This is a genomic window from Candidatus Nitrososphaera sp. 86-2 (assembly GCF_056726185.1).
Genome location: NZ_JBWZON010000001.1, coordinates 118,815 through 143,813, shown reverse-complemented (window position 1 = coordinate 143,813; position 24,999 = coordinate 118,815). Strand labels below are relative to the sequence as shown.

Sequence of the window (24,999 nt, the reverse complement as noted above, 5' to 3'; positions counted from 1 at the left end):
GCCCGGCTCACAGCTATTCTAGTACAAAAGAAATGGGATTTCGAATAAACCGCACCTTTTGCAAGACGAGTCCAGAGATATGTATGCATGTACATATTGTGCAGTGTAGATACAACTGTACCGCATTATACACACGCACGCATACAGATATTTTACTGCGGCAGCGACTCGCCACTTTTCTTCTTTTTTTTTACTATAGTTCCATCTCGTCTATCTGGACGCGGACCCGGAAGAGCCGGTCCTTGTTCTTGAATGTGTAGACCGACTGGTTGTTTGCCAGGCCGTCGCCGCGACCCACGACCTTTTCGGCCAGCCGCGCCCTGAGCTTGTCGACCTGGTATTCTGCAATCAAAAGATTGCCTACTATGTTCTCCAGTTCCGTATCTCGCTCCTTAGGCTCCTGCCCCTTGATTTGCAAAAAATATTTCCCTCCAGCCTAGCCTAGAAATGTGGGGCGTTTTCTATGTATTTTTTGCCGCCGATGCTGTAGTGGATCTCGTCTATGAAGCTTGCCTGATCGACTACCGGGCTGGAGTAGTTGGCGCCGCACACAGGGACACCTTCTTCGACTTCGTCCTCTTCCTGATGTTTGAGGATCGTATGGCTTGATACCATGCATACAATTCGGCAAACAAGTATACAAGGTTTATCCCCGGCAGTAGAGGCAGAACCCACGAACTGGAGGCAGTTATTGCGCCAAGTTTTATAGCTGACGATTCTATGTGGCTTGATGGCTTCTCCTTCTTTCAAGCGTGACGATAACAACAGGAGCAAACCGGCGAAAAAGATGCCGCTGCGCCTTGCGCTGGCAATAGCCACAGCGTCGATTCTGACCGCATTTGCATATACGAGCATTGCCCTGCTGCCGCAGCAGCAGAATGCAGAGGCACAGACAATCCTGAGCAGAGTCCTTGTGACAAAGACTATGGCGTCTGGCCAAGACCCTGCGCCGGGCCACGAGGCGCATCAGTCTGCAATGTTTTTGCCGCCGCTTGGAGATGATGTCATCTACAGCGGGACTCTCACCTGGGCCGCCAGCGGCCCCGTGGAGCTTTTCACGTACCACCACTACGACGGGCCGCAGGCAAACTCGCCTCCGCTCTACACAGAGCCGTCCAACAACGTGACCTACGCTTCGCCCCTGTTCTTTGCGGGACAGGATTCAGCGGACCACGGTTCGATGGCAGTGGTGGCAAACGCGGTGGGCTTCCACAGCCTAAAGGGGACGCCGTTTACGGTGACTGCCACCTTTGACGGCTTTACGAAAAAGGTCGCGCTTGAAAAGTTCAGCCCCGCAGAAAACGCCACGGGCTACAACTTGGCAAACATGACAAAAACCGCCGCCAGCACGCTGATACCAGAGACGGCGGTCAAATCCGATAGCATGGCGTACACGCCCCTGTCGGAAGCCCAGATAAAAGAGCTGACCGATTCTGCCGGCTGGCAGGTAGTAGGCGGCAAACTCTACAAGGCGTTCCAGTTCAAGGACTTTGTGCAGGCGTTCCAGTTCATGTACAACGTGGGCCTTGAGGCAGAAAAGATGAACCACCACCCCGACTGGACCAACAACTATGGCACCGTGTCAGTCTATTTGTATACGTGGAGCGCGGGGAACAAGATAACCGACTATGACGCCAAGCTGGCAGGCGTGATTGACAGGGAGGCAAAGGCCCTTGGCGCCACCACTACCAGCAATACTACAAAAGCCGCCAGCACGGTTTTTGACTCGCCCCACGTCAGGGTTGACTACCTGTTCTCTACAAAGCGCGACAACGGAACTGCAATCAGCCAGGAGCTTTTGGAGCAGGCAAGGACAGAGCTTGCCGAACGATTTGGCGGAGTCACGGTGCTCCCGACTTTTAGCGGAACTACGATAAAGAACGGTACTAGGCAAGACGGCGAAAGCAACGCAGGGTTTTTCGTAGTCGCCCCAAACACGCCAGAGAATATCGAGTGGTTCATGGACTACAGGGAGACGATGGAAAAAAGGTTCGGGATTGATGGCATCTTTATGACCATGTCGCCGAGCGTGATAATAGCCTAGCGCAGTTGCTGGTAACAGTCCTCGCAGTACGCCTTGACTATGGTGGAGGTGTGCGGCTGTATGGCGACGTAACCTACTATGGCCTCGCATTCTGCGCACACGACCTTGCGGTAGCCGGGTTTCATGGCCCGGCTACGCAACGGTGCCAGATAACATGATCGCTTTTTGTTGTATGCGCAAGTTGAATAGCAAATATACCTGATTTTGCGATACTGAAATGCAGTTGAAAAAAATACCACGCGTCAGCTCGGCGCTCAAGGCAGTCGACTTGAAGCAAGAGCCGGCGCCCCTCATCATAGGCGAGCGCCTCAACACCCAGGGTTCCAGAAAAGCCAAGGAGATGGTCATGAAGGACGACCTTGACGGCCTCGTGAACCTTGCAAGGGAGCAGGTGGAGGACGGGGCTCACTGCCTCGACGTGTGCGTCGCGACCACAGAGAGGTCGGACGAACTAGAGTTCATGAAAAAGCTGGTCAAGCGCCTGAGCCTGGAGGTCGAGGCGCCCCTCGTGATAGACTCGACCGACCCAAAGGTGGTCGAAGCAGCGGTGATGCAGATACCGGGCAGGCCGATAATAAACTCGATAAACCTCGAAGGCGACGGCTCGCGTTTCCACGCTCTTGCGCCGCTCATGGCAAGGTACGGCCTGCCGGCGATAGCGATGTGCATCGGGCCAAAGGGCATGGCCAAGACTGCAGAGGAAAAAGCAGAGACCGCGCAATTATTGTACGACACTGGCAAGAAATACGGGCTTGAACCTTGGCAGTTCATCTTTGACGTTCTCACGTTCACGCTTGCGACGGGCGAGGCCGAGTTTTCAGACTCTGCCAAGAACACGCTTGAGGGCATCAGGCTCATCAAGCAGAGGTTCCCCGATGCGTTTACCACGCTTGGCCTGAGCAACGTCAGCTTTGGCCTTCCGGCTGGCGCGCGCAAGATTGTGAATTCAGTGTTTCTGTACCACGCCATAAAGGCGGGGCTTGACACCGTAATCATCAGCGCCAAGGACATCATACCGTACCCGGAGATCGACGCGGAGCAAAAGAGGCTCGCAGAGGACCTTATTTTCAACAAACATCAGAACGCGCTTGCCGACCTCATCGCGCATTTTGAGGGTGAGAAAGCCAAAGTCGCGTCTGGTACGAGCAAGCGCGTCGAAGTCGACCCGTCGTGGGACGCGGACAAGAAATGCCATTTCCGCATAGTAAACCGGCTAAAGGACGGAATAGAGGCTGACGTCGTACAGGCAATAGCAGGGCGCATACCGGGAGCTAAAGTCGTAGGCGACAGGCGGGAGGCAAATAGGGAAGCCGCGCACGAGGCGGCGGTGCAAACACTGAATGAAGTCCTGTTACCGGCCATGAAGGAGGTGGGCGACAAGTTTGGCGCAGGCGAGCTCATCCTGCCGTTCGTGCTGAAATCGGCAGAGTGCATGAAGGCCGCAGTCGCAGAGCTTGAAAAGTACCTGATAAAGCAGGAAGGGGTGAGCAAGGGCAAATTAGTGCTATGCACGGTGTACGGCGACGTGCACGACATCGGCAAGAACCTGGTCAAGACGATTTTCGCAAACAACGGCTACACGGTCTACGACCTAGGCAAGCAGGTGCCCATGCAAAAGATACTGGAAAAGATAGAGGAGGTCAAGCCGGATGCTGTCGGGCTTTCCGCGCTGCTCGTGTCGACGTCAAAGCAGATGCAGTATTTTATCGAGCACGCCAGGCAGAACAACATGGCAATCCCCGTGCTGTGCGGAGGCGCGGCGATAAACAGCAACTACATCAACAGGATAGCCAAGGACGGCGGAATATACAACCCCGGCGTCTTTTACTGCAAGACCGCGTTTGACGGGCTGCGGGCGATGAACGCGCTCGTGTCAGGCGAAAGGTCGCAGTTCATAGGCGACTGGCGGCAAAAGCTGGAAAAATGGACAGAGAAACAGGCGGTGCAGGAAACCGCGGACCTGCTGCCGCACAGCGGGATAAAGCCGGTGGAACCCCCGGTGGCGCCGCACATTGGCAGGCAGGTGAGGCTAGAGCCGGCGGACCTTGACCTGAAAGAAATCTGGAAGCACATCAGCAAAAAGTCCCTTTTTGTGCTGCAGTGGGGAATAAGGGGCAAGGGCGCAAGCGAAAGCGGCGACCCGGAAAAACTGTTTGCAGAGTGGACGGGGCGCGTCATCGATGAAAAACTGTTTGAGCCTAGGGCGGTCTACGGGTATTTCCGCTGCCACAACCTGTCGCAGGCAAGCGCCGGCCCGGGCAGGCTGGCAGTCGACCTTGCAGATGCCGGCAATCAGCAGGTCGTTTTCGAGTTTCCGAGGTCTTCAAAGGAAAAGCACCTGTGCCTTGCAGACTATTTCGGAAAGGACGACATTGCGGCTTTTCAGGCAGTGACAGTCGGGACAAAGGTCACCGAAGTCATCGATGGGTGGAACAAGCAGGACCGCTATACAGACGCCTACTACCTGCACGGCCTTGCAGTGGAAACGGCAGAAGCGATGGCCGAGTGGGTCAACGCCCGCATACGTAAAGAGCTTCAAATCGGCGACAAGCGGGGCCTGCGCTACAGCTGGGGGTATCCTAGCTGCCCAGACGTGATGCAGCACCATCTTGTGTGGCAGATACTGGACCCGGAAAAATCAGGGATGGGTCTGACAGAGTCGGGTCAGATAATTCCGGACCAGTCCACTGCCGCAATAGTGGTCCACCACCCTCAGGCAGAGTATTTCGTGCTTTAGGGCCGGAGAAATCTTCTCAATCCGCACCTTGATAAGATTATATCCGTGCACGGCTTAGGAACGTCGTAAATTGAGGCTGAGAAGGGGGCACGTTTTGCTCATAGCAGGAGCTGCCATCGTCGCCTTTAGCTTTATCGCAAGCAGCTATTACGGCCCCCAGTTTCTCAAGGAGATACAGGAGAAAAACGTGCACACTATTGCGCCTAGCGGCAAGCTAGACCTTCAGGGGAACATCACGTCAGGAACAGGTGCGTACGTCGTGGCGTTTCCAAATAACCCTGCAAGCCCCGTGCAGGCGACAGTCAGCGTCAGCGACCCTGACGGCGAGCCGGTGTCCAGGAGAAGCCTGAACGTACTCAGCTATAGCGAGTCATTTCCTGCCCAAAAGCAGGGCAACTATACCATCACCATTTCAAACCTCGGCAACGCCTCCCTTGACGCGTTGGTGATATTTGGAGAAGAGCAGGCAGTAAGCGAATCCGTCAACACACCGAACACTGTCCCTGCGGCTATCTCTATGCTTCTGGTCATTGCGGGGATAATCGTCCTTGCGGCAGGCGGGGCAATCATGCTTATTGACAGGCACAGGGACCAAAAGATGAAGCAGTTTGGGGACATGAGCGACCTAGTGTAGGATAGTGTAGGGTAGAGAGCGGACATGGCAAAACTCGAAGCGCGCAACATCGGCAAGGACTTTAATTCAATGCAGAGCAACGGCCATGCCCACATGTCTGCGATAAGCAACATCAACCTGTCGATAGAGGACGGCCAGTTCGTCTGCCTAGTCGGCCCGTCCGGCTGCGGCAAGACCACTCTTTTGAACATACTTGCGGGGCTTGACAGGCCGACCGAGGGAGAAGTGGTGCTTGACGGCAAGCCAGTAGCAGAGACGGGCCCAGAGAGGATAATGGTGTTCCAGGAAAACGCGCTCTTTCCTTGGCTGCGCGTTATTGATAATGTAGAGTTTGGCCTGAAGGTAAAGGGAGTAGAGAAGGCAAAGCGCAACGGCATAGCGATGCAGTACCTGGAGATGATGCAGCTCACGAAATTCGCCGACGCCTACACGTACCAGCTGTCCGGCGGCATGAAGCAGCGCGTGGCAATAGCGCGCGCCCTCGCAATCGACCCGGAGGTGCTCCTGATGGACGAGCCCTTTGCGGCGCTTGACAGCCAGACGCGCGACCTTTTGCTCGTCGAATTGCAGCTCATCTGGGCGCGCACCAAAAAGACAATCGTGTTTATCACGCACAACATCACCGAGTCGGTGTGCCTCGGCGACAAGGTAGTCGTGTTCACGAAAAGACCTGGCACGATAAAGAAAGAAGTGTCGGTGGACTACCGCCGGCCACGCGTTCCGGAGGACGATGGGCTGCACGAGTACCAGCGCAAGGTGCTTGACGAGCTGAAAGGCGAGATAGCGGCAAGGGAAATCTAGAATGAAATTCAGTTAAGATTTTTCGTCATCGGGTGAGTGAGCCACGCGTCATTCTTACAACATCAAGCACGCCAGAATAACTGCACGTCGAGCAGCGTTTCAGATTCTCCGTAGGATCGCCATCAAACGTTAGTATAGCAATCTCCTTATTGCATTTGGGACACCTCGCTTTAATCCAGATGCTTTCTCCGACATTCTTGACAGCTTTATTATTGCAGACAACGCAAGTGCCATACATGAACATCTGGCCATCCGCGCTCACCTCGCTATGATAAAGCACAAACTGCCTATCCAGCCTGCAAACATTGCAGTATGTTACAAAGTTGAATGACAACAGCCGTTTAAGATAAGCTTCAACAATGATTTAACGTTTCACCGTATATGCATATCCTAGAGTAAACTAAGAAAATGTAAGCACGTTAGACGTTTTATTATTTAGGAAAAATCTAGAGTCTTTTTACAAGGTCTATTCCTGACTGGAAGCTGTTGGGCGAGGTGAGGAGCACGCTTGCAGCCATCCTGCCCGCCTTTTTCACAAATTCCTCCGGCTCTTTTTCATATCTGGACCAGTCAAGGCCGATCATCTTGGCAGACTGCGCGTTCTTTTCGGAAGGCACCATTATGCACGCGACCACCTTGATGCCGTGCGGCTTGACAAAATCGACGATCTCGCCAAGGTCTGAAAGCGACGATATGGACTGCGTGACAAGCGCGTGCGGCTTGGCTTCGAGCTTGGCCTGTATCGCCGGCGCGTTTTTGTCGGCGATTCTTGCGGGAAACGACAGGTCCAGCTTTATCTTGCGGTCAAAGCCCTGCTCGCGAAGCATCCTGACTGCCTGCGACGGCTTTAATCCCGAATTGCGGCCGTCGGTCGGCGCGTCGCCAAGCAGTATCAAGAGGCTGTCGACTTTTGAAATGACGGCGTCAGCCGCCGCTTGGCAAAGCGTGATTATGTTCCGGTCGCTTGTCCTTACGCTGCAGCTCAATTTTGCGCCCTTGGCGGCCTTTTTCACAAACGACGCGGCGGTGATGCTTGACACCCGGGGCACTCCAAGGACAGAGTCGGTGAGGTGTATGCCGTCTACAATATGATGCCTGCCCAGTTGCGACGCTCGCTCTTTTAGGGCCTCCATGTCACTGTCGAGGCGCCGCTGGTCAAAGCGCCCTTCCCTTGCCACCTTGGGCGGGTTCAGCTCGTACGCTATCTTCATCGCCGGCCGAAAATTGGCACTCCTGCGCCTTATTAAATGCAGAGGTGTATGCAGGTATGCAACAGTACGCGAGAAACGCTAGTGTGATTTTGCAATGCCCAGATAGTAGGATTTCACGTCGCGCCTGAGCAAAAGGCGCAGGGCAACGAGACTCGTGATGATGGCAAAGAGCGAATAGTCAAAGACTATGAAGTCAAAAGAGTCGGACGCAATGCTCTGCGCAACGTGCGCGATATACGGCGCCAAGAGGTTGTTCAGGTGAGCGGCAAGAAAGACGAGTTGAAATATCATGTTGGCCTTCCGGGCGTCTTGGCCCTTGAACGTCTTTATTCCTATGACGGCGGCAGGGGCTGCAAAGGCCGGATCAAGGTACAGTGTAGGGACAGCAAAGGGAAGGTTGGGATTGAACCAAATGCCCACAGCCACGGCTTGCGGTACGCCAAGAGCAAGGTTCAGAGCAGTTGCAAGTATCGTCAGGATGCCGATTGTCCTGATAATTCTTGGCGTCGATGACGGGGGCGCCGTATGCATATATGCTCTGTGGCCTTGAGAAAAAAAGGCTAACGCCGCTATATCACGGTGCTATTCGATAAATCGCTTCTTTTTGGTTGGCCGCGACGCTGAATGCCATGTACGCAAGTACTTGTCAAAAAGAAATGCAGAAGCGGCTAGGCCGCGTCTGCATGTTTAGGCGATGACTGAGTGGTTTCATCTTCTTTTTCCGCCCTTGCTTTGTACTTGGGCACGATTGGCTTGAAGAACCCCATCTGCCCCACCGTCAAAAAGGCGATGCCAAGGACGAACGATGCGGCAGAGGCCGCCACTATCCCAAGATACGGCACCATGGAGGATGAAGGTGGAGGATGTGTCACCTTGTCGTATATCATAGGGCTGTTGCCGCCCACGGCCAGGGAATTTGACTCGATTGGCATTGCGTACGCCATCCCGGCTACTCCGAGGACCACCAGCATCGCGCCGATACCTAACTTGCCCGATGCCATTGCCGCGTCATTCGACGAAATCATATTAGAACGAGACTTAACCATGTTCACCTGACTTCACATGATCTTGTTGCACAATGTTCTTATAATTGGGTAAAAGAATTACAACCGACGTTATAATAATTGGAGAAAACGAGACAATGAGCCACAAAATATCGTGCAGGGCGTGCGGCGAGTACCTTTCGCCGACTGCCATCTGCACCGTCTGCCAAGAATATGTCATATGGACGTGCCCCAGATGTGAGAGGACGGACGACGTGACGCACATCCACGGCTACTGCAGGGTCGCCTACAAAAAGATCGAGGTAAAGGCCAAGTCTACCTAGCACGCGCAAAAGCATTACCATATTATGGGGCGTCCGCCATAGCACAGACAACTATGGCGCTATGGGACTCTGAAGGTGGGCAACTCATCATCGAGATGGTAGTCGCCTCCGTTGCAGCATTGCTCGGCCTATGGTATCTCAAAAAGAGGACCAAGGACAAAGAGTCGGCTGCAAAGAAAAGCGACACTGACCAGCAGCAACCGCCTTCTTCCTCATAGATATTATTTTTATTATTTCACGACGAGCACGGGGCAGGGTGCGTACGTGACGACTCCCGAAGACACGCTTCCCATCACGAGCTTCTTAAAGCCGGTGCGACCCTTGCTCCCTATCACTATCAGGTCGGCGTTGTTCTCTTCTGCATAGTGTACTATCTCGCCCACAAGCGACAGCGGGGCGTGTACGACTGCGCTTGTCATCCTGACGTTTAGGGCGTCGGCTTCCTTTTTGATGCGGTCAAACCAAGGAGCGGCTTCCTTGCCTGCCGCTTCGAGTATCTTGTCGATGTTCTGCGGGTACGCGGCCCCGTAAACGCCGAGGGACACAAGGCTCTGGTTTAGTTCAAGCGCGTGGATTGCAACCAGCTTTGCGCCGTACCTGTGCGCAAGGTCGACTGCAAAGGACGCGGCGCGGTGGGCGTTTTCAGAGCCGTCAACCGGGACAAGGATTGTGCGCACCGTGCTTGCTGATGACATGATATGAAATTACTCAACCATATTATTTACAGGTTCCAGCTCTGACGCGTAACTCTGTCAATATACATGGTTAAGCGAGCCTTAATACCAAAACTTGGCATATGATTATCAGGCGAACAAGAAAAATGCAACAACAGCCTTCTGAACCAGATGTCGTACCGCGCTGGGACCGCGTGATACACAAAGGGATCAGGACAAAGGACGGCGCGCCGGTTGGAATCATCGCCTCCGAAGAGCCGGGTTTCATAGTCGTCCTGGGTGCAAGGTCGAGGGTGTACAAGATACCCAAGTCGCACGTCAAATCCTTTGACGGCTCGCAGATGCTAATAGACATACCGGCGAAAGAGATGGGCAGCTACCGCGTCTGACCCTCTTCTTGCCCTTTTTCTCAAGTCCGTGCTCTCAAAAATACGTCTTGCAGGCAGGCAGAAAAAAATGCAGAATCTGCGTGTACCGGCATGTTAAATAATTGCCCGTTCAAAATTCACACATGTACGACGAAAAAGAAGCGCGGCAGCTGTGCATCCGGGCCATAAAGCAATACACGACTGCGGCGCAGGACATTTCTGCTCAGGATAAAGCCGACGGAAAAAAGGCTCTGGGCTTGCTGGAAAAAGGAGGAGACCCCGTCAAGACCTCCGCCCCCGTATTGTGCAGCGCGCTGGCCTCCTATCTCAAGAGCCTCAAGGCAATTGAAGAGTTTGTCATCTCTGACCAGTTGTTCCTTGGGTTTGACGGCGCAAACCCGCTGCTGGTTGCGCTGGACAGGGAGATCAGCCTCACGCTAGAGACCAAGGGCCAGATATGCCACGAGGACGTTCCAAGGCGCCAATCCAGAGTCGACTGGTAACAAGCGGCTCGTGCCGCAACGGAATTTAACCAGCGCAGGCCAAGAAACGCCGTGCAAAAGGAGGAGCTCCTGCGGCGCCTTGCCGGCGCGCTGGCGACAAAAAGCGTACACGTGCCGCAGGATGCCGCGACCTCTATACCTTCGGCGGTGCTCGTCATAATCCACTACCACGAAGGCGTGCCGTACATATTTTTGACAAAGAGGAGCGCGGGGCTAAAGTCGCACGGAAGCGAGATCTCTTTTCCCGGCGGCAGGCACGCAGAGGGCGACGCGACCCTGCTTGAAACCGCGCTGCGCGAGACGCAGGAGGAGATAGGGATACTGTTTGCGCCAAAGGACGTTGCAGGCTCGCTGCAGGTGGTCAGGACGATGACCTCAAACCACTACATCGTGCCATTCGTGACCGTGCAGGACATGCTGCCAAAGGCGCGCGTCTCTGAAACCGAGGTTGAGAAGGTGCTCGACGCGCCCCTGATAGAGACGCTTGAAACGATGGAGCCGGACACCGAGCACTTTCGCCTGTCAAAGAACGCGCACAGGTTCACGTACAGGGGAAACGTCATCTGGGGTGCGACTGCGCGCATCATGAAGCAGTTGCATGGTTCACTCATCAGACCGTCGTAAGGTGTGGTCATCGCATCGCTCCCATGGATAACAGGTCATCATTTGAGCAATGTTTCATCGTCCGATGCTGGTTATACATTTAGCGGGCCCGGTGGGCTTCGATCCCACGACAACTGGCTTCGGAGGCTTGTGCACACTTTTTTTAAAAAGTTCAGCACCCTGTCCTGACTAGGCGACGGGCCCTAGCCAATTCCTAAACCGGTCGCATATATGAAACATGCAGGCAATAGTTCTGCTGCAAAGTCGGTGGTTCTCCGCATGACAGACTATTCCACCGTAAAGTACGACGAGGCGACCGGGGAATAGACCTGCGGGTTCACAGTTCCGCTCACGACAAACGTCCGCACCTCGTACGTGCCTGCCCTTTCAGGGGTCCAAGGAATCCCGACGTTAACCAGCGCTTCAGGGCGTATCAGCCCAAACTGCGAGTCCAGAAACTGTGTCACGCCGTCAGAGTCCCTTGCCTCCATTATTACCGCAAAGGTGCTCGTTTCGTTCAGATGGCTGCGGACATCAGTCGACAGGAATATACCTTGATCTCCAACAGCAAGAGGTCTCAGAGGGACACTATCGGACTTTAGCACCGGTTTTGTGGCCGTCATGTCGGTGACGTCGCCTGCTGCAGAGGAGACAAGCAGCAGAAACATCGACAAAAGCAGGGGAATAGTCGCGACTGTCACTTGCCAGCTTCTGTACAACGACTCCCGGATGCAGTTTAGGGATTTATCTTCTATGGAAAATGCTTCTACATGCCAGAACGGTTAGAACAAACTAATCGTTTGAATAAATCTTGGTGAAGCAGCGTCATAGTTCGTATCACGACTTGCAAATTTTGCAATGTACAGCCGCTTTTACACATTATCTAGATTGATAGACGAATAAACTAGATCACTTTTGAAACTAGCAGGTTTTCTTGCCAAAAATGTTAAATGCAATGTGGGCGGTACACTGCATATATGTACGCTAGGTTGTGCAACGTAGAAATTTTGTCAAGCTATGTCAGCGAAGTCAGCGTGGGCGACCTGCTCACAGTGCAGGCGCTCGTGACAAACCCGCTCGACTGGCAGCACTTTTACGAAAAGATATCCACTATCAAAAAGGGCGACAGGACCGACTTTATGGTAGTGACCAAGGAAGGCGACCGGCTGCAAGGGATGGGCGACATCGTAGAGGTCGACAGGTGGAGCAACAGAGGCCAGTACGGGTTCAAGGTCAAGATAAGCGTGAAAAAGCAGAAATCGCTGACCGACAGGAGGACGAGGGCACCAAGAAAGCCGTCACTGCAGGCTCCAGAAAGCAAGCTTGAAATCGCGCCAGCAGAGCCGGCGGCACCCGCTGTTGTTGCAGCGGCAGCGCCCTACGTCATCAAGACAGAGGACGTCGCGGCATTCCGGGAGATGCTCAAGGGCTCGCTTGCGATGGACATGTCGTCGGCATAGTAGCTCTATTCCTCTCCTTCCTCTGGCTCCGGCTCTTCTCCTTCGTCCGGCGCCTCGGCCTTTTTCTGCACCTTTCTGGCAAAGACGAGGTAGGTCGTGTGCCCTATCATGCGCATCGACGGCCGGGTCATGCCCTCGCGCGCCTCCATCGTGCGTATCAATAGCTCTATCGACTCGATATCGGCATAGCCACTCTTTTTCAGTTCCGTCGCGGTTTTCTCTATCTGGTTCATCGTGGGGCAGATGGCCACAAACGCGCCGCTTCCCTTTAGCGCGTCGTGCACCTGGTCAAGAACCGTCCAAGGGTCGCCCAGGTCGACGATGGCAACGTCTGCCTCCCTCACGTCGACGCCCTCGTGCGGGTCGTGGCGGTTCAAAGTAACGTAATCGGCCATGCCGGCCTTTTCCAGGTTGCGCTTGGCAATCTCCATGAAATCCGGGTTGACGTCAAAACTGTAAATGTGGCCCTCTGGTTTTACAATGCTTGCAAAAAAGGTCGCCGCAGCAGCGCTCCCCGTCCCTATCTCCAGTATCTTGGAGCCGTTTTTCATGCCGGTTCGCGCCGCTATGAAGCCGAGGTCCTTTGGGTAGACTATTTGCGTCCTGCGCTCGGACTTCATGATAAAGTCGTGTGTAGTGGGCTCGATGAGGAAAACCACCTTTCCCTCCGTCGTCCTTATCACGGACCCGTATTCCATGCCCACCGTGGCGCCCACGTCGATTATCCCTAGGTGCGTGTGGATTTTCTTGTCCGGCGTCACCTTGGTGAGCCACTTTTTGCGCGACGTGTGGAACAGGAGCACGTACGAGCCTTCCTGAATTTTCAACAAGCAGGGAGCGAGTGAGAGGTGATAAAAATCAATCTGGGCCCAAGCCGAGGCCCTTGGCAAGGGACAGCAGCTCGTCCATTGTCATGTCGGTGGCAGTTACCGTCACGAACAGGTCCGTCCCGTCTGTTCCCTTGCCCCACAGTTTTGCTCCTGCATAGGTCGGGTGCTGAGCGTAGTTTGTTGTCAGTACCGCGTACCTGCCCGCGATCCCCGGCCCGCTTTTAACATGCTGGCCCTCGGACGGTGCGGCATCGACCATGCTCTTTACCGGATCCGAAGGCGAGCTTTTGAGCGCAAGGTCGGGGTACGACTCTACGGGGTACGCCGCTATCTCTATCCTGTCGCGGCTGAGGCTCGAATAATCAACATAGAGCGCCGCAAAGGCCCTCAGGTCGCCGGTCACGCGTACATTTGGCTCCGGCTGTGCCGGCGTGATTGTGGCAAGAAGATTATGCTTGCCAAGCGCGCCGGTGTCGGGAAAGGGGAGGGCATAGCCGGCGTTGCGGTCCGCCGCGTCAAGCATTTCCCTGTTTGACTGGGCTATTTCATCCTGCGACAGCCTGCGGCCCTGTCCCGGCGAGCCGCTGGCAGACAGGTCAGGCTTTTTGGCGGCGATGTAGCCGTCCTTGTCGACTGAAAGCGCAAGTGTGGCAAGTGCAAGCGGCCCTGTGTTGCTCGGGACGGATGAGCTGGTCATCCCCAAGGCGGCAGACCCTGCAATCGCAAGGCCGTCCCACGGCCGGTACCTGTCGCTGTGGCACGGATCGTCTATTGTCCATCTGCCGTCCTCTGCAAAGTATTTTATCAAGCAGCCGCTGGAGAGGGCTACTGCGCTATACGCCCTGTACGACGAGATGTCATCCTTGGAGCCGCTGAGCCACTCTGGCAGCCTGACCAAGGTATAGACAGAGTACGGCTCGGCTTTCTGGATGAACGCCCCCTTTGCCTCTTCTGACCCGGAGCTTAAACTGTCGCGGTAGTATTGCGCCATGTCCTTGCTGAACGGGTCGAGGATGGTGACTGCCGAGTTTGGCTGCATGTCGGCAACCCTGACAGGATGCGTCTCCATTACGGCCCTGCCGAGGCTGTAATTGTATTTCAGCTCAAAGGCGATTACCCTTTTTGCTTCAGTCTGCCCGGTCGCGCTCGTAGTCAGCTTGGGCACGAGCACGAGCAAAGCGGCCAAGAGCGCGACGGAGGCTGCGACGGCGACAGCCGCGTACACTGCAAACTTTGTGCCGGCCATGACCAATCAATATTGCGCTAGAAAATATATCAGGTTTTGTCCGAACGGAAAGTTTCTCTGTAAACATGTTCTAGTCAGAACTTGCAGAAGGTTAACTATGCCTTTGGGCATTGCGTGTCCAAATGTCATGCAGGGGCCTCTGCAAGAAACACCCGCACTACGTCCCAGTAAGAAAGATAGAGTACGCCAAGGGGATGAAGGTGTGCATCACGTGCGACCGCGCGATTTTCGTCAACATGGAAGACACAAAATGCCCCTGCTGCAACAAGAACCTCCGCACCAGGCCGCAGTACCACGGCGACAGGGGCAGGCTTGCAAGGGAGGCCGTGGCGCACAGGTCTACATCTTATTGAGAGCGGTTATCCCAAGTATCGAGAGCGTGTTCTTTAGCGCGATGCCAAGCGCCCTGACTAGGGCGAGCCGGGCGGCAAGCGTCTCTGCGTCCTGCGCCTTTAGCACCGGCACCTTTTCGTAGAACGAGTTAAAAGTGGTGGCGAGGTTGTACGCATAGCGTGCAAGCGCCTTCGGGCTCAGCGATTTTGCCGCGTCCTCGACTACGAGATCCATTTTAGAGATTTCTTTTACCAGCTCTATCTCGGCTTCTTCTTTCAAGAGCGAATAATCTGCTGCTTCTGTAACAACTGCCATGCCGGACTTTTCCATTATGCGCTGCGAGCGCGCATAGGCGTACTGCAGGTACGGGCCCGTGTCGCCTTCCAGGCTCATCGACTCGTTGATGTCAAACGTGATTATCTTGTCGAGGTCCTGCTTTATCATGTTGTAGCGTATGGCAGAGACCGCTACCTCCTCCGCGATTTCGCCGGCCTGCGAGTCGGTAAAGTCCGGGTTGCGCGTCTTTACCTCCTCCTTGGCCTTGTCCCGCAGGTGGTCGAGCACGAAATCCGCGCCCACGTAGACTCCCTTTCTCCCGGACATGTGCATGAACTGCCTGTCGCCGATGTCGATGCCAAGCGCCTTTGCAGTGTTGGCGCTCAAAGTCACCGCCTCGTAGCCGAGGTGCTGGTAGTCGGGCTTGCGGCCCGTTTCGCCGCCTATTTTTCCAAGCACCTGCGATATGATGCGCTGCAGGCGCGCCTGCCGCGAGTCGATTATCGTTATCACCCTGTCGCCCCCCTTGAAAGAATCCGTCTTGCTTGCTGCCGTACCGGGGGCAAGCGTGGTCGCGTACACTATCGTATCGTCCCACTGCCTTGCGTACTTTTCATAGCCGAATGGGTCTGGCACGAGCCCCAGCTTCCATGCTGCGTAGGGTATGTCCTTTGCGACGTAGGTCGCCGTGCCGTCGCTTCTCACGACAACTTTGTCCTCCTCGCCTTCCGCCGCGATAACCCAGCAGCCCTTGTTCTTGCCCTCCTCCTCGAATTTCACGAGCCATTCTTTTTTCAAGAGCTCAAAAGCCTTGCTCCACATCTGCGAGTGCACTATCTGCGACTCGAAGTTCAGGATGTCATAGTGCACCTTCATGCGCCAGCACGTCTTTAGCTGCTCATCGAGGACCCTCTTTGTTATCTCGGCCGCAAACCTTGCTATTTCCGACTTGCCTTCTTCTATTTCACGCAGCACCAGCTTGCGCTTTTCTGCAAGCGTCGGGTCTTTTTCGTACATCTGGTTCACCTTGACGTACACTTCGTCGCCGCAGTACTGGTCGAACTTGCGGCCGTCGGGCGGCTCGCGGGGAAAGCCCGCGTACAGGAACCCGATGACGATGTCGGCAACCTGCAGGCCCGAATCGTCGACGTAGTTCAAGACTTGGACTTTATTGTTTGCCGCCTTCATGATGCGGTAGAGTGTGTCGCCAAGTATCACGTTGCGCATGTGGCCGACGTGCAGCGCCTTGTTGGGGTTGACGCTCGTGTGTTCTATTACGATGCGCGCCAGTCCTCCAGAGTCGATGTAGCCGTACCTGTCCGGCTTGGCCAGCACATAGCCAAGCGTGTCTTTTGCCACTACCGCGTAATTGAAGTGAAAGTTGATGTAGCCGGCGGGGTGCGGCTCGACTGATTTTATGAACGGGAGCTGCTTTTCTGCAAGGTGCGGCTTGATGCCCTTCTCTATGAGCTCCTGCGCTATCTTTGGAGGCGCCATCTTTAGCTGCTTGCTGAGCAAAAACGCAACATTGCACGTCAGGTCGCCAAACTCTTTTCTTGGAGGCTCGGACACGTCAAACGGCACTGCAGGATAGCCCAGCTTGGCCATGCTTTCATACACTGCCTGATGCGTCTGGAGCCTGAAGCTGCTAAACGTCATTTCTGCGCCTTTACCTCCAGGTAGTTCTGCGCGACATAGTCGATTGCGTCTATCAGCCCTGTCCCTTCCCTTCCTGCGACGACGTGCTTTGCCCTCTCTTTTACATGGCCTTCTGCGTGCGCCAGCGCGACGCTGCAGCCGCAAATGTCGTACATCGGTATGTCCGTCTCGCTGTCGCCTATCGCGACCGTCTCTTCCGGCTCGGCCTTTAACATTTTCAATGCCTCCCTCAGGCCGAGCGCCTTGTCTACTCCCTTTTCGTTGATGTGAAACGCGTACTTGCTGTCGTTCAGGTAAAGTGACAGGCCGTGCTCGTCGAGGATCTTTTGCCCCTCCTTGATGTCAAACGTGCGCAGCATTACTACCTCGGTCATGCGCGGAAAGACAGGCTTTTCCTGCACGCCGTCGAGGCTTTTTTTCAAAAGCTCGTACCCAGCCATGCACCTTTCCCTGCTTGCCAGCAGTTTGTGTTCCTGCGGTGCCACGGTGATCGCGCCGCCGTTTTCGCCCACGGCGATTTTGGTGGTGCCTCCAAACACGGCAAGCACGTACGCCTCTATCGACGACCTGCCGGTGACGTAGATGACGTTGTAGCCGAGCTTGTCAAGATAGCGCAGTTTCGACAGCGCCGGCATATGCACCGCTCCGCCCCCGTTCTCCGTCAGGGTGCCGTCGATGTCGACCGCAAAAACCTTGATGGCAGTGCCCAAACGCGATTTTAGCGGGCTCTGAACGTTATAAGTGTAATGAGGTGCCGGCGGGCTTGGCTTTTGATGGTCATCATCAGAGACACACTCTATATACTCTTAATAGAAACGCACCCCTTCATGATTTGCAGATGAGCTTGACTGTTCGGCCCATAGTGCAGAACGATGCAGAGAGTTGCGGCAAGATCGGGTACGAGGCGCACAAGGCCATTTCTTCTTCACATGGCTATCCTTCTGAGCAGCCTTCGGAAGAGTTTGGAATAGAGCTCATCAAAAGGCTCCTTGGCAACCCGAACTCGTGGGGCGTACTGGCAGAGCGACAGGGCGAGGTATTGGGAAGCGTCTTCCTTCACAAGTTTCCGCCTTCGCCTGTGGCGGTGATAGGCCCGCTCACGGTGCATCCTTCCGCGGAGGGCGGCGGCGTGGGCAGGGCGCTGATGGACGCCGCTCTTGATCAGGCTAGAAAACAAAAGCAGGAACAGGTCAGACTGGTACAGTCGCCAAGTCACATCCGCTCGTTCGTATTGTATACAAAGTCAGGGTTCGCCCTTCGGGAACCCTTGTTCTTGATGCAAGGGCAGCCTCTGAACAATAGAGGAAATACGAAAAATGATGGTGATGATGGTGTCGTTGTACGCCCAGTCAAGGATGATAACGATATTGCCGCATGTAACGAGCTTTGCAGGTCGGTGCACGGATTTTCAAGGGAAATGGAACTGCGTCAGGCAAAAGACCAAGGCGTCGCCACCATGATAGAACGAGACGGCACCATCGCAGGCTATGCGGCGGGCATTGGCCTGTTTGGCCATGCAATCGCAAAATCAAGCGAGGACTTGAAGGCGCTGATTGCATCTGCGCCTGCAATCCTTGGCCCCGGTTTCTTTGTACCTGCCCGGAACCGCGAAGTGATTAACTGGTTGCTTGAAAATGGCTTTCGGATAGGCTGGCCTGCAAATCTTATGACGATTGGCCCCTACCAAGAACCGGCGATGCCCTTTCTGCCGTCTTTGGCATACTGAATATGAATAGACTTGGGCGTAAAATTATCGAAATGGCATCATCGTATTAAAATTCGAGATTGTGTCAGAGTTTGCATCGGGAAAATCGACGTGCGCTTGGCAAGAGTACCTTACGACTCTGACTTCAAGTCAATGCCAGAGCTGCACGACGATTCACAAGACAAGGCGAAACGGTGTCGCAAGGCATAAGAGCAACCAAAGGACGCTCAAGCAACATGAAGAAGGGCGGCTCACAGAAAGGCGACTCTCCATCCCAGCTGATAGACGCAAGAATCAAGGAGCTTGGCGACTGGAGGGGCGAGATGCTTTCCCAGCTTCGCGCCCTGATCAAGCAGGCCGATCCAAAAGTGGTTGAGGAGTGGAAGTGGAGAGGGACTCCAGTATGGTCTCACGATGGGCTGATCTGCACCGGCGAGACGTACAAGAACGTAGTAAAGATGACCTTCTTCAAGGGCGCCTCCCTCAAGGATCCCTCCGGGCTCTTCAACTCCAGCTTGGAAGGTAACGCTAGGCGTGCCATCGACTTCCACGAAGGCGACAAGGTTGACGAGGGGGCTTTCAGAGCCCTCATTCGCGCTGCCGTGGCCCTGAACGAGTCCAAAGCCCGCGAGTAGTCCCCGCGGAATCAAAAACATTTGCAAACTCGTGTCAAAGATACAACCGCCGAACAATCTGGTAAAATGAGGAAAGCATCGCTCGTGTGCAGCGGACCAATGCCGTCCATATAGCGCCGAGAAACATCACCTCATTCATTGAAAACACGGGGATGCTTTGGCAGAATATATACACGGCAATAAAATAGGAATGAATATATCTTGACTTTGGCCCGCTAGTCCCGATAAGACACATGGCGCTTGTAGACACGCTCAAGGCAGGCAAGAACCCGCCGGAAGAACTGAACGTTGTAATCGAGATCCCAAAGGGCAGCAACATCAAGTACGAGATAGACGACGAGACCGGCGCGCTCTTTGTTGACCGCAAGCTGTTCACCGCGATGTTTTACCCGTGCAACTATGGCTTTGTGCCGCAGACAAAGGAAAAGGATGGCGACCCCGTCGACGTGCTGGTGCTGGGAAACGACCCCGTGGTGCCGTCGTCCGTCATCCGCGCAAACCCTGTGGGCGTCCTCATAACCGCCGACGAGGAAGGCGAGGATGCAAAGGTGGTGGCAGTCCCAGTCGCCAAGGTCGACCCGTCGTTTTCCGAGGTCAAGGACATCAACAACGTGCCCCAGCATATACAGGACCAGATAAAGCACTTTTTCGAGCACTACAAGGAGCTTGAAAAGGGCAAGTACGTCAAGGTCAAGGGCTGGGAGAACAAGGAATCTGCCAAGAAAAAGATAAGCGAAGCGATGGAACGCTACAACAAGAAAGACGAAAAGTAAATGATGTTCTGCGGCCGGCTTTTTCAGGGCCGGCCGCAGATTTCTGACCTATTCAGGGATATTTAGGGAGTACACACACATTCTGCTCTCTCTGTGTCCTTTGTGCTGCTCCTGTACACCTCCTCTCTATAGTTGCGGCGCCGCCGCCACTGCCGCGATAGTGGTAGCAGGTCCTGTTACAGAGATTCTGGAGGTGCCGACTTCAGACAGCGCGGTAATAGACCCACTCAACTGGTTCCATACAAAGGCCCTGACGACATAGTCGCCCGGCTCTTCTGGCGTCCAGGGTCTGCTTGCTATTTCTGTCTGTCCAGTGTCCACGGCTCCAGTCTGCCAGTCGATCTTGATAGTGACGCCGTCCTTTTCCACTTGGATGATGTAGACATAGTTCTGCGGGTTGTTCTGATAGTTCTTGAAGGTGGCATAGAGGTCTAGTTGCTGTTCAGTCGTGGCCGATGTGAGCACGACGTTATTGTTCAGCGGGTTGACAACACCAAAGTTGACGAACTTGATCTTGTCTAGCGGGTATTGTACAAAGTGCGAGTCTGGGTAGGTGCCGACTTGGCCGCCTATGATGACGCCACCGCCACCGCCTCCTCCACCACCTCCCCCGCCACCGCCACCGCTGCTAACGACGGGGATGACATAGATCTCTGTTACAACAGGGCCGAGATTGCCGACGCTGTCTTTGGCGACGAACTTTAGCGTTGTAGTTGACGTTATCGATATCGCCGTGACATACTCGGTGCTGGATGTTGTAGGAGTCGAGCCGTCAGTGGTGTAGTAGATCTTGCTATTGGATTCGCCTGATGCAAGGGTAACAGACTGGGCTGTAGAATATGTTCCGCCGGTAGGTGAAGCTGACGCTGTTGGGGCCGTAGTGTCGATGATGTACGACAGGGTTGTGACGTTGCCAAGCTTGCCTTGTGAGTTGACTAGGACGACATTCAGGTCGGTGTTTTTGGATATTTGTATCGGCCCATTATAGCTAGTACTGTTTTTGATGGGTGCCGAGCCGTCAGTGGTGTAGAGGATTGTCGAGTTGGCTTGTAGCGAAGTCAGGCTGACGGTTTGCGGGGCGTCGTATGCTCCAGCTTTTGGCGATGGTAACACTAGTGAAGGGGCAGTTATGGTGACTTTTTGCAAGGCCCATGCGACGTTTTTAGAGCTGTCCATTACAGTCCAATTAACCATCGTGACTCCTATGGGGAATCCTGAGCCTTCTGCACCGCCAGGGGCGTTATTGTCTACATTCAGTTTTTCAATCGGGTCTTCGTCATCATGCACTGTAGGTTTCCCAAGGTCAGCTTGTGGGATAGGGGTCAGTATACCGGTGGCTTCCCTTGTAATAGGGTCTGGCGCAGTTATTGTGGGTTTGTGGTCTAGGGAGGCGCCAAGGGTTACCTTGACAAGGGAATAATCCCATTGGGAATTGCCCCAAAAGTCGTCAGCTCTGGCAGTAACGTTGTAGGCACCCGATTTGACGATGGGTAGGTCAAGAGACCAAGTAGTCCAATTTCCAGGAGCAAACGGGGTGGCTGCTTTATAGCCAGTACCATTGGTCCTTACTTCTACTGTTTTTATCCCGGTTTGACTGTCGGTAGCATTTCCCTTCACCGTTATAACTGTCCCAGTTAGAGGTCCACCCTTCTGACTGTTCTTCTGTGGATCGGTAATAGCAATTGTGGGCCTGACAGTATCGGCAGCTGCGCGGACCGTGACATACTGAAATGCAGGAGGCGATTTGTTGCCGGATTTATCAACCGCAGTCCAAGTTACTTTGGTGGTTCCTAGTGGAAATCCTTCTGGCGGTACATCCTTATTAACAGTGGGATTAGGATCTGAATTGTCTGATACTGAATAGACTCCAAGATCGTCTATCTTGGTAAGCGTGCTATTTGAAACTACATGCATATCTTGAGGAGGTATGAGAACAGGCGGAGTGACATCAAGGCCCACCGGTGCAGAGATGTCGAGAACCTCCGAGAAGGTCTTTGTCGTGTAACCATCTGCTTTGATGTCGGCCAGAAGTGTGTTCAGGTCGGCGATTTCCGCGTTGTCGATTTGATACGGCTTGACCGGAGCGTGGTTTACATCGTTGGGATCCTTCACTGCAAAGTCCTGCGGGTGGAGGGTCACGACGGCATATCCGTAGGAAGAAATCGTGCTGTTAATTTGGCTGCGGATCATACTTAGAGGATTCTTGGCGCCTTGCGGAGTTTCATAATTGTAAAAGCCGATTGTTTCTGGCATGTGGTAGATGCCTAGCGAGTCTGTGATGTTAGAGCCGGGTATTGCTCTGTAGACCTTGTTGTCAGGGCTGTCCGGTTCATCCGGGTTGTATATGCTTGGAAGTTCCTGGTCAAACTCGGGGCTGATGACCTTCATGTTGAGGGTCTTGAGCGCGTCGAGAGTAGCTTCATTGTAGATGTTGTATGGAGGGATGAAGGTAACTGCACTCTTGCCCCAGAGGCTGACCATCTTGGTGTTGGCATCTCGCAGCGTGCTTATCTGATCTGCTGGAGATAAGGTCGTATAGTCGACGTGGTTCCATGCATGGCTTGCGATCTCAAAGTTGCCGCTTTGCGCACCATCTCTTACCTTGTTCACCACTACCGGGTCGTTTCCGACAAAGTTCATTATGGCGCCAACGGTCAGCTTTTCATTCTTGGCGATAAACTGGTCCATGACTGCGGCCTGGACATTGGCGAGCCAGCTATCCTGAATGTCGTCAAGCCTAAAGACAACGCAGTTACATGCACCCTGGATAGGGGCAGCGTATGCACGCATATGGGTCGAGGCCACGACGTTAAGAACAAGCACAAAGACGGCTATCACTGCGATGATTCTAGCCGTAGTGCGAGTTCTGCCGTAGCCAAGCAGATGTTGAAAGGTCATATAACAATGCTCTAATAATTTTGTATATAGACAACAAGCCCATCATTACATCGGTTTTTGATTGTTTTACGAAGGAAAACGGCGTAAAGGGCGGATTTTCAGGCCAACCGGTCGCGGTTAACCGATTACGAGATCCAGAACAAGGCGAACTTACGCAAATCTAGGTGCGAAATTCAGAATATCAGAATAGAACCAGATTCGTAATTAATTTTCTGAGCTGCAGACTCAAAGGCGCGCCACTATTTTTTGTATCAATATAAAAAGAAGTAGAAAAAGGGGGAAGGTCTAGAGCGCCTTGAACTGGTCGCTCCACCTCATGTACGCCCTTATCATGTCCACGCTGACCGAGGGCCTGCGGATCTTTAGTATCTCGCGGAAATCTACCGTGCCGACTGGCCGCGGGTTTGCGTTTGTCTCCATCGCTTTTCCGCTCTCGAACAGCTCGTTGACCACGCGCAGCTGCACCGACTGGCAGATGTCCTTGATGTCGCTTGCGCTGTAGCCGTCAGTGATTTTCGCAAGCTCGTCTATCTTGAGCGCGCTTTCGGTGTTTAACGGTCTTGTGTACTGGTTGAACAGGTTCGTGCGCGAGGCGTTGTCCGGCAGTGTAACATAAATCCTCTTTTGGAACCTGCGCAGGAATCCCGCCTCAAGGCTCCACGGCTTGTTGGTCGCGCCGATGACATACAGTTGCGACTCTTTCGACTTGCCGTTGATGCCGTCCATCTCTGTCAGGAACTGGTTCTTTACTCTGACTTCGCCGCCGACCTCGCTGTTGCGCTGGCCCAAGAGAGAGTCGATTTCGTCTATGAACAAAAGCACGGGCACGCCCTCGCTCTCGTTCAGCTTGCGCGCCATCGTGAACAGCTTTGAAATGTTCTTTTCCGCCTCGCCCAGCCACTTGCTCATCATAGACGCCGCATCGACGTTGATGAAGTAGCCGTCGATTTCTGCCGCGGCTGCGGCCGCAAGCAGCGTCTTGCCGCATCCCGGCGGCCCGTACAGCAGTATTCCGCGTGGCCACCCAAGCGGGAACAGGTCTGGCCTCTTCATCGGGTAAACGATGGACTCTCGGATCGCGCGTTTTGCGTCGTCAAGTCCTATGACCTCGTCCCAGCTCACCTTGGGCTTGTCCTTCATGACGAGGTCGTCAAAGTCTGCCTTTAGCGTCTCTACGTTGCCGGACTTGCCGCCGCCAGAAGAAGACGCGGCACCGCCCTTGCCGTTACCGTTTGCCGGTTCTGTCCTGTTGTCCTCAATCGGGGTCGGCCTGTCGTCGTCAAGTCCGTGGGACATCTGGAGTGCCTTTATCCGGTTCTGGTACGCGTTTGCCCGTTCCATGTAGACCTTGTTCAACTTGTAATCCGGGTAGATCTGTACGAGCTTGACGAGTGCCTCAATTGCCCTCTGGTATGACTGTATAGCCATGCCTCTTGAGCCCTGGGAGTCAAGCCTGATCGCCTCGGCTGCATACTTGCTAGCGCTATTTTCAAGTTCTTGGGGTGCGAGACTCATAATTGCAGTTCCAGATGAAAATTGGTTAGCAATTTGAATTACCTAGGTGTAAATCTATCTTTGCTTGCAGTGTGAAAAGTTTACACCACAGTCCTCTATGCCAGCTGCTCGGCCTCGGCTTCCTGCTGCCTCGGAACTGCAGGCTGTTGCGCCTTGACAACTGCTGGAGCTTCTTTTAGCTCTACAGCTGAAGGAGGCTGCTGCTGTTGTTGTTGTAGCAATACAGCCGGCGCCTGCGCAATCGCGGCCGTCGCCTCTGCCAAGATGCGGTTCTGCATGTCTATCTGCGCCGGCTCGGGGTCTGGCGTGTACAGGCCGCCAGAAATCTTTGATATTGCGTCGTGCATCTCGGCAAGCGCCTTTTCGGCCAGTGGGACCAAGTGCTCCATGTCGCCCTTTACCGCGCTCACCGACTCGGCGGCGCCGTTGATTATCATGACAAACTCTTCCAAAAAGCGCGCGGCCTCCATCTTGCCGGACAGTTCATTGAGGATGAGTTCGCCGTTTTTTACAAGTTCAAGGACGCGGGCAAGCTCCTGGTACTCATCGCTGTTGTTTCCCTGCGACTTTAAGACAAAACTGGCCCTTGACTCTATCCTGCCTCGCAGCATGCCCATTGCGTAGGCGTTGCGCTCCAGGCTTGCGAGGGCGACTGCGGCCCTTTCCCTAAGGGTAGAGTCCTTGCGAAACAGCAAATTGTCTACAAATTTTGATAAAAGGCGACGAAAAGGCAAAGGGTCAAAAGATGTTGGGCGTTGTGTTCGCCC

29 protein-coding genes and 1 tRNA gene are annotated in these 24,999 nt (G+C 54.2%); 14 read left to right on the top strand and 16 right to left on the bottom strand.

All coding sequences use genetic code 11. From position 1 onward, the window contains the following. Positions 1-193: 193 nt before the first annotated feature. Entirely contained in the window at positions 194-418 is a 225-nt protein-coding gene (locus ACYOR7_RS00910) for a hypothetical protein (RefSeq protein WP_294805522.1), read from the bottom strand. A gap of 23 nt (positions 419-441) precedes the next feature. Continuing rightward, positions 442-615, bottom strand: a complete 174-nt coding sequence (locus ACYOR7_RS00905) for a hypothetical protein (RefSeq protein ID WP_294805521.1) — start codon at positions 613-615, stop codon at positions 442-444. Between the two features lie 115 nt (positions 616-730). Here ACYOR7_RS00905 and ACYOR7_RS00900 point away from each other — a divergent pair, with 115 nt between their 5' ends. Continuing rightward, the gene (locus tag ACYOR7_RS00900; protein WP_479912857.1) at positions 731-2,044 is read left to right on the top strand and encodes a 4a-hydroxytetrahydrobiopterin dehydratase; all 1,314 of its coding nucleotides are present in this window, start codon (positions 731-733) and stop codon (positions 2,042-2,044) included. On the opposite strand, the gene ACYOR7_RS00895 is transcribed toward ACYOR7_RS00900, so the two are convergent. After that, complete coding sequence (locus ACYOR7_RS00895) at positions 2,041-2,169, bottom strand: hypothetical protein (protein ID WP_294805517.1); 129 nt, start codon at positions 2,167-2,169, stop codon at positions 2,041-2,043. The genes ACYOR7_RS00900 and ACYOR7_RS00895 overlap by 4 nt on opposite strands. A gap of 98 nt (positions 2,170-2,267) precedes the next feature. Here ACYOR7_RS00895 and ACYOR7_RS00890 point away from each other — a divergent pair, with 98 nt between their 5' ends. From ACYOR7_RS00890 to ACYOR7_RS00880, 3 genes are all read left to right on the top strand, one after another. Next, positions 2,268-4,781, top strand: a complete 2,514-nt coding sequence (locus ACYOR7_RS00890; protein ID WP_294805515.1) for a methionine synthase — start codon at positions 2,268-2,270, stop codon at positions 4,779-4,781. Between the two features lie 70 nt (positions 4,782-4,851). Further along, entirely contained in the window at positions 4,852-5,415 is a 564-nt protein-coding gene (locus ACYOR7_RS00885) for a hypothetical protein (RefSeq protein ID WP_294805513.1), read from the top strand. 24 nt (positions 5,416-5,439) lie between these two features. Then, on the top strand, positions 5,440-6,216 hold the full coding sequence (locus ACYOR7_RS00880) for an ABC transporter ATP-binding protein (protein WP_294805511.1): 777 nt from the start codon (positions 5,440-5,442) through the stop codon (positions 6,214-6,216). A 446-nt stretch (positions 6,217-6,662) separates the two neighbouring features. Here ACYOR7_RS00880 and ACYOR7_RS00875 read toward each other — a convergent pair whose 3' ends face one another. The 3 genes from ACYOR7_RS00875 to ACYOR7_RS00865 all read right to left on the bottom strand — a co-directional run bounded on the left by ACYOR7_RS00875 (position 6,663) and on the right by ACYOR7_RS00865 (position 8,428). After that, complete coding sequence (locus tag ACYOR7_RS00875; protein WP_294805510.1) at positions 6,663-7,427, bottom strand: hypothetical protein; 765 nt, start codon at positions 7,425-7,427, stop codon at positions 6,663-6,665. A gap of 78 nt (positions 7,428-7,505) precedes the next feature. After that, a complete protein-coding gene (locus ACYOR7_RS00870; RefSeq protein ID WP_294805508.1) occupies positions 7,506-7,958 on the bottom strand; it encodes a hypothetical protein in 453 nt (150 codons plus the stop codon). Between the two features lie 137 nt (positions 7,959-8,095). Further along, positions 8,096-8,428 (bottom strand): hypothetical protein, encoded by a 333-nt coding sequence (locus ACYOR7_RS00865; protein ID WP_294805506.1) that lies wholly within the window; start codon positions 8,426-8,428, stop codon positions 8,096-8,098. Between the two features lie 140 nt (positions 8,429-8,568). Here ACYOR7_RS00865 and ACYOR7_RS00860 point away from each other — a divergent pair, with 140 nt between their 5' ends. Both ACYOR7_RS00860 and ACYOR7_RS00855 read left to right on the top strand, forming a co-directional pair. Next, entirely contained in the window at positions 8,569-8,754 is a 186-nt protein-coding gene (locus tag ACYOR7_RS00860) for a hypothetical protein (protein ID WP_294805505.1), read from the top strand. Positions 8,755-8,807: 53 nt separating this feature from the next. Beyond that, a complete protein-coding gene (locus tag ACYOR7_RS00855) occupies positions 8,808-8,972 on the top strand; it encodes a hypothetical protein (protein ID WP_294805503.1) in 165 nt (54 codons plus the stop codon). Positions 8,973-8,984: 12 nt separating this feature from the next. Here ACYOR7_RS00855 and ACYOR7_RS00850 read toward each other — a convergent pair whose 3' ends face one another. Then, on the bottom strand, positions 8,985-9,449 hold the full coding sequence (locus ACYOR7_RS00850) for a universal stress protein (RefSeq protein ID WP_294805501.1): 465 nt from the start codon (positions 9,447-9,449) through the stop codon (positions 8,985-8,987). 125 nt (positions 9,450-9,574) lie between these two features. Between ACYOR7_RS00850 and ACYOR7_RS00845 the strand changes: the two genes are divergently transcribed. The 3 genes from ACYOR7_RS00845 to ACYOR7_RS00835 all read left to right on the top strand — a co-directional run bounded on the left by ACYOR7_RS00845 (position 9,575) and on the right by ACYOR7_RS00835 (position 10,923). Next, entirely contained in the window at positions 9,575-9,817 is a 243-nt protein-coding gene (locus ACYOR7_RS00845) for a hypothetical protein (RefSeq protein ID WP_479912856.1), read from the top strand. 122 nt (positions 9,818-9,939) lie between these two features. After that, a complete protein-coding gene (locus ACYOR7_RS00840) occupies positions 9,940-10,299 on the top strand; it encodes a hypothetical protein (RefSeq protein WP_294805497.1) in 360 nt (119 codons plus the stop codon). A gap of 51 nt (positions 10,300-10,350) precedes the next feature. Next, positions 10,351-10,923 carry an NUDIX hydrolase gene (locus ACYOR7_RS00835; RefSeq protein WP_479912855.1) on the top strand — a complete coding sequence of 191 codons (573 nt, stop codon included), beginning with the start codon at positions 10,351-10,353 and terminating at the stop codon, positions 10,921-10,923. 83 nt (positions 10,924-11,006) lie between these two features. On the opposite strand, the gene ACYOR7_RS00830 is transcribed toward ACYOR7_RS00835, so the two are convergent. Both ACYOR7_RS00830 and ACYOR7_RS00825 read right to left on the bottom strand, forming a co-directional pair. Next, positions 11,007-11,106: transfer RNA gene (locus tag ACYOR7_RS00830), tRNA-Arg, on the bottom strand. 83 nt (positions 11,107-11,189) lie between these two features. After that, positions 11,190-11,621 (bottom strand): hypothetical protein, encoded by a 432-nt coding sequence (locus tag ACYOR7_RS00825; protein WP_294805494.1) that lies wholly within the window; start codon positions 11,619-11,621, stop codon positions 11,190-11,192. A 288-nt stretch (positions 11,622-11,909) separates the two neighbouring features. Here ACYOR7_RS00825 and ACYOR7_RS00820 point away from each other — a divergent pair, with 288 nt between their 5' ends. Then, positions 11,910-12,362 carry a hypothetical protein gene (locus ACYOR7_RS00820; RefSeq protein ID WP_294805492.1) on the top strand — a complete coding sequence of 151 codons (453 nt, stop codon included), beginning with the start codon at positions 11,910-11,912 and terminating at the stop codon, positions 12,360-12,362. A 5-nt stretch (positions 12,363-12,367) separates the two neighbouring features. Here the strand turns inward: ACYOR7_RS00820 and ACYOR7_RS00815 are convergent, their stop codons facing one another. Then, positions 12,368-13,189 (bottom strand): tRNA (adenine-N1)-methyltransferase, encoded by an 822-nt coding sequence (locus ACYOR7_RS00815; RefSeq protein WP_294805490.1) that lies wholly within the window; start codon positions 13,187-13,189, stop codon positions 12,368-12,370. Positions 13,190-13,220: 31 nt separating this feature from the next. Further along, positions 13,221-14,438, bottom strand: a complete 1,218-nt coding sequence (locus ACYOR7_RS00810) for a hypothetical protein (protein WP_479912854.1) — start codon at positions 14,436-14,438, stop codon at positions 13,221-13,223. A 122-nt stretch (positions 14,439-14,560) separates the two neighbouring features. Here ACYOR7_RS00810 and ACYOR7_RS00805 point away from each other — a divergent pair, with 122 nt between their 5' ends. Continuing rightward, entirely contained in the window at positions 14,561-14,791 is a 231-nt protein-coding gene (locus tag ACYOR7_RS00805) for a hypothetical protein (protein ID WP_479912853.1), read from the top strand. On the opposite strand, the gene ACYOR7_RS00800 is transcribed toward ACYOR7_RS00805, so the two are convergent. Next, the gene (locus tag ACYOR7_RS00800) at positions 14,778-16,706 is read right to left on the bottom strand and encodes an arginine--tRNA ligase (protein ID WP_479912852.1); all 1,929 of its coding nucleotides are present in this window, start codon (positions 16,704-16,706) and stop codon (positions 14,778-14,780) included. The two genes, ACYOR7_RS00805 and ACYOR7_RS00800, sit on opposite strands and share 14 nt — an antisense overlap. After that, positions 16,703-17,416 (bottom strand): phosphoglycolate phosphatase, encoded by a 714-nt coding sequence (locus ACYOR7_RS00795; protein ID WP_294807974.1) that lies wholly within the window; start codon positions 17,414-17,416, stop codon positions 16,703-16,705. Before ACYOR7_RS00795 ends, ACYOR7_RS00800 begins: the two co-directional genes overlap by 4 nt. Before the next feature lie 128 nt (positions 17,417-17,544). Between ACYOR7_RS00795 and ACYOR7_RS00790 the strand changes: the two genes are divergently transcribed. The 3 genes from ACYOR7_RS00790 (at position 17,545) to ppa (ending at position 19,819) form a co-directional block, all read left to right on the top strand. After that, on the top strand, positions 17,545-18,432 hold the full coding sequence (locus ACYOR7_RS00790; RefSeq protein ID WP_294807972.1) for a GNAT family N-acetyltransferase: 888 nt from the start codon (positions 17,545-17,547) through the stop codon (positions 18,430-18,432). 215 nt (positions 18,433-18,647) lie between these two features. After that, a complete protein-coding gene (locus tag ACYOR7_RS00785; protein ID WP_294807969.1) occupies positions 18,648-19,046 on the top strand; it encodes a DUF1801 domain-containing protein in 399 nt (132 codons plus the stop codon). 233 nt (positions 19,047-19,279) lie between these two features. Next, on the top strand, positions 19,280-19,819 hold the full coding sequence (gene ppa / locus ACYOR7_RS00780) for an inorganic diphosphatase (RefSeq protein WP_294807687.1): 540 nt from the start codon (positions 19,280-19,282) through the stop codon (positions 19,817-19,819). A 126-nt stretch (positions 19,820-19,945) separates the two neighbouring features. Here ppa and ACYOR7_RS00775 read toward each other — a convergent pair whose 3' ends face one another. From ACYOR7_RS00775 to ACYOR7_RS00765, 3 genes are all read right to left on the bottom strand, one after another. Further along, the gene (locus ACYOR7_RS00775) at positions 19,946-22,717 is read right to left on the bottom strand and encodes a chitobiase/beta-hexosaminidase C-terminal domain-containing protein (RefSeq protein WP_479912851.1); all 2,772 of its coding nucleotides are present in this window, start codon (positions 22,715-22,717) and stop codon (positions 19,946-19,948) included. Between the two features lie 285 nt (positions 22,718-23,002). Next, a complete protein-coding gene (locus tag ACYOR7_RS00770) occupies positions 23,003-24,232 on the bottom strand; it encodes an AAA family ATPase (RefSeq protein WP_366137909.1) in 1,230 nt (409 codons plus the stop codon). Positions 24,233-24,327: 95 nt separating this feature from the next. Further along, positions 24,328-24,927: a hypothetical protein gene (locus ACYOR7_RS00765; protein ID WP_294807679.1), complete on the bottom strand. Its 600-nt coding sequence runs from the start codon at positions 24,925-24,927 to the stop codon at positions 24,328-24,330. Positions 24,928-24,999 lie beyond the last annotated feature (72 nt).

Coding starts and splice junctions, on each gene's coding strand:
- ACYOR7_RS00900 (WP_479912857.1), top strand. CDS start 731: ATGGCTTCTCCTTCTTTCAAGCGTGACGATAACAACAGGAGCAAACCG.
- ACYOR7_RS00845 (WP_479912856.1), top strand. CDS start 9,575: ATGCAACAACAGCCTTCTGAACCAGATGTCGTACCGCGCTGGGACCGC.
- ACYOR7_RS00810 (WP_479912854.1), bottom strand. CDS start 14,438: ATGGCCGGCACAAAGTTTGCAGTGTACGCGGCTGTCGCCGTCGCAGCC.
- ACYOR7_RS00880 (WP_294805511.1), top strand. CDS start 5,440: ATGGCAAAACTCGAAGCGCGCAACATCGGCAAGGACTTTAATTCAATG.
- ACYOR7_RS00800 (WP_479912852.1), bottom strand. CDS start 16,706: ATGACGTTTAGCAGCTTCAGGCTCCAGACGCATCAGGCAGTGTATGAA.
- ACYOR7_RS00770 (WP_366137909.1), bottom strand. CDS start 24,232: ATGAGTCTCGCACCCCAAGAACTTGAAAATAGCGCTAGCAAGTATGCA.
- ACYOR7_RS00805 (WP_479912853.1), top strand. CDS start 14,561: ATGTCATGCAGGGGCCTCTGCAAGAAACACCCGCACTACGTCCCAGTA.
- ACYOR7_RS00860 (WP_294805505.1), top strand. CDS start 8,569: ATGAGCCACAAAATATCGTGCAGGGCGTGCGGCGAGTACCTTTCGCCG.
- ACYOR7_RS00840 (WP_294805497.1), top strand. CDS start 9,940: ATGTACGACGAAAAAGAAGCGCGGCAGCTGTGCATCCGGGCCATAAAG.
- ACYOR7_RS00785 (WP_294807969.1), top strand. CDS start 18,648: ATGAAGAAGGGCGGCTCACAGAAAGGCGACTCTCCATCCCAGCTGATA.
- ACYOR7_RS00790 (WP_294807972.1), top strand. CDS start 17,545: ATGAGCTTGACTGTTCGGCCCATAGTGCAGAACGATGCAGAGAGTTGC.
- ACYOR7_RS00865 (WP_294805506.1), bottom strand. CDS start 8,428: ATGGCATCGGGCAAGTTAGGTATCGGCGCGATGCTGGTGGTCCTCGGA.
- ACYOR7_RS00875 (WP_294805510.1), bottom strand. CDS start 7,427: ATGAAGATAGCGTACGAGCTGAACCCGCCCAAGGTGGCAAGGGAAGGG.
- ACYOR7_RS00775 (WP_479912851.1), bottom strand. CDS start 22,717: ATGACCTTTCAACATCTGCTTGGCTACGGCAGAACTCGCACTACGGCT.
- ACYOR7_RS00905 (WP_294805521.1), bottom strand. CDS start 615: ATGGTATCAAGCCATACGATCCTCAAACATCAGGAAGAGGACGAAGTC.
- ACYOR7_RS00855 (WP_294805503.1), top strand. CDS start 8,808: ATGGCGCTATGGGACTCTGAAGGTGGGCAACTCATCATCGAGATGGTA.
- ACYOR7_RS00870 (WP_294805508.1), bottom strand. CDS start 7,958: ATGCATACGGCGCCCCCGTCATCGACGCCAAGAATTATCAGGACAATC.
- ppa (WP_294807687.1), top strand. CDS start 19,280: ATGGCGCTTGTAGACACGCTCAAGGCAGGCAAGAACCCGCCGGAAGAA.
- ACYOR7_RS00850 (WP_294805501.1), bottom strand. CDS start 9,449: ATGTCATCAGCAAGCACGGTGCGCACAATCCTTGTCCCGGTTGACGGC.
- ACYOR7_RS00895 (WP_294805517.1), bottom strand. CDS start 2,169: ATGAAACCCGGCTACCGCAAGGTCGTGTGCGCAGAATGCGAGGCCATA.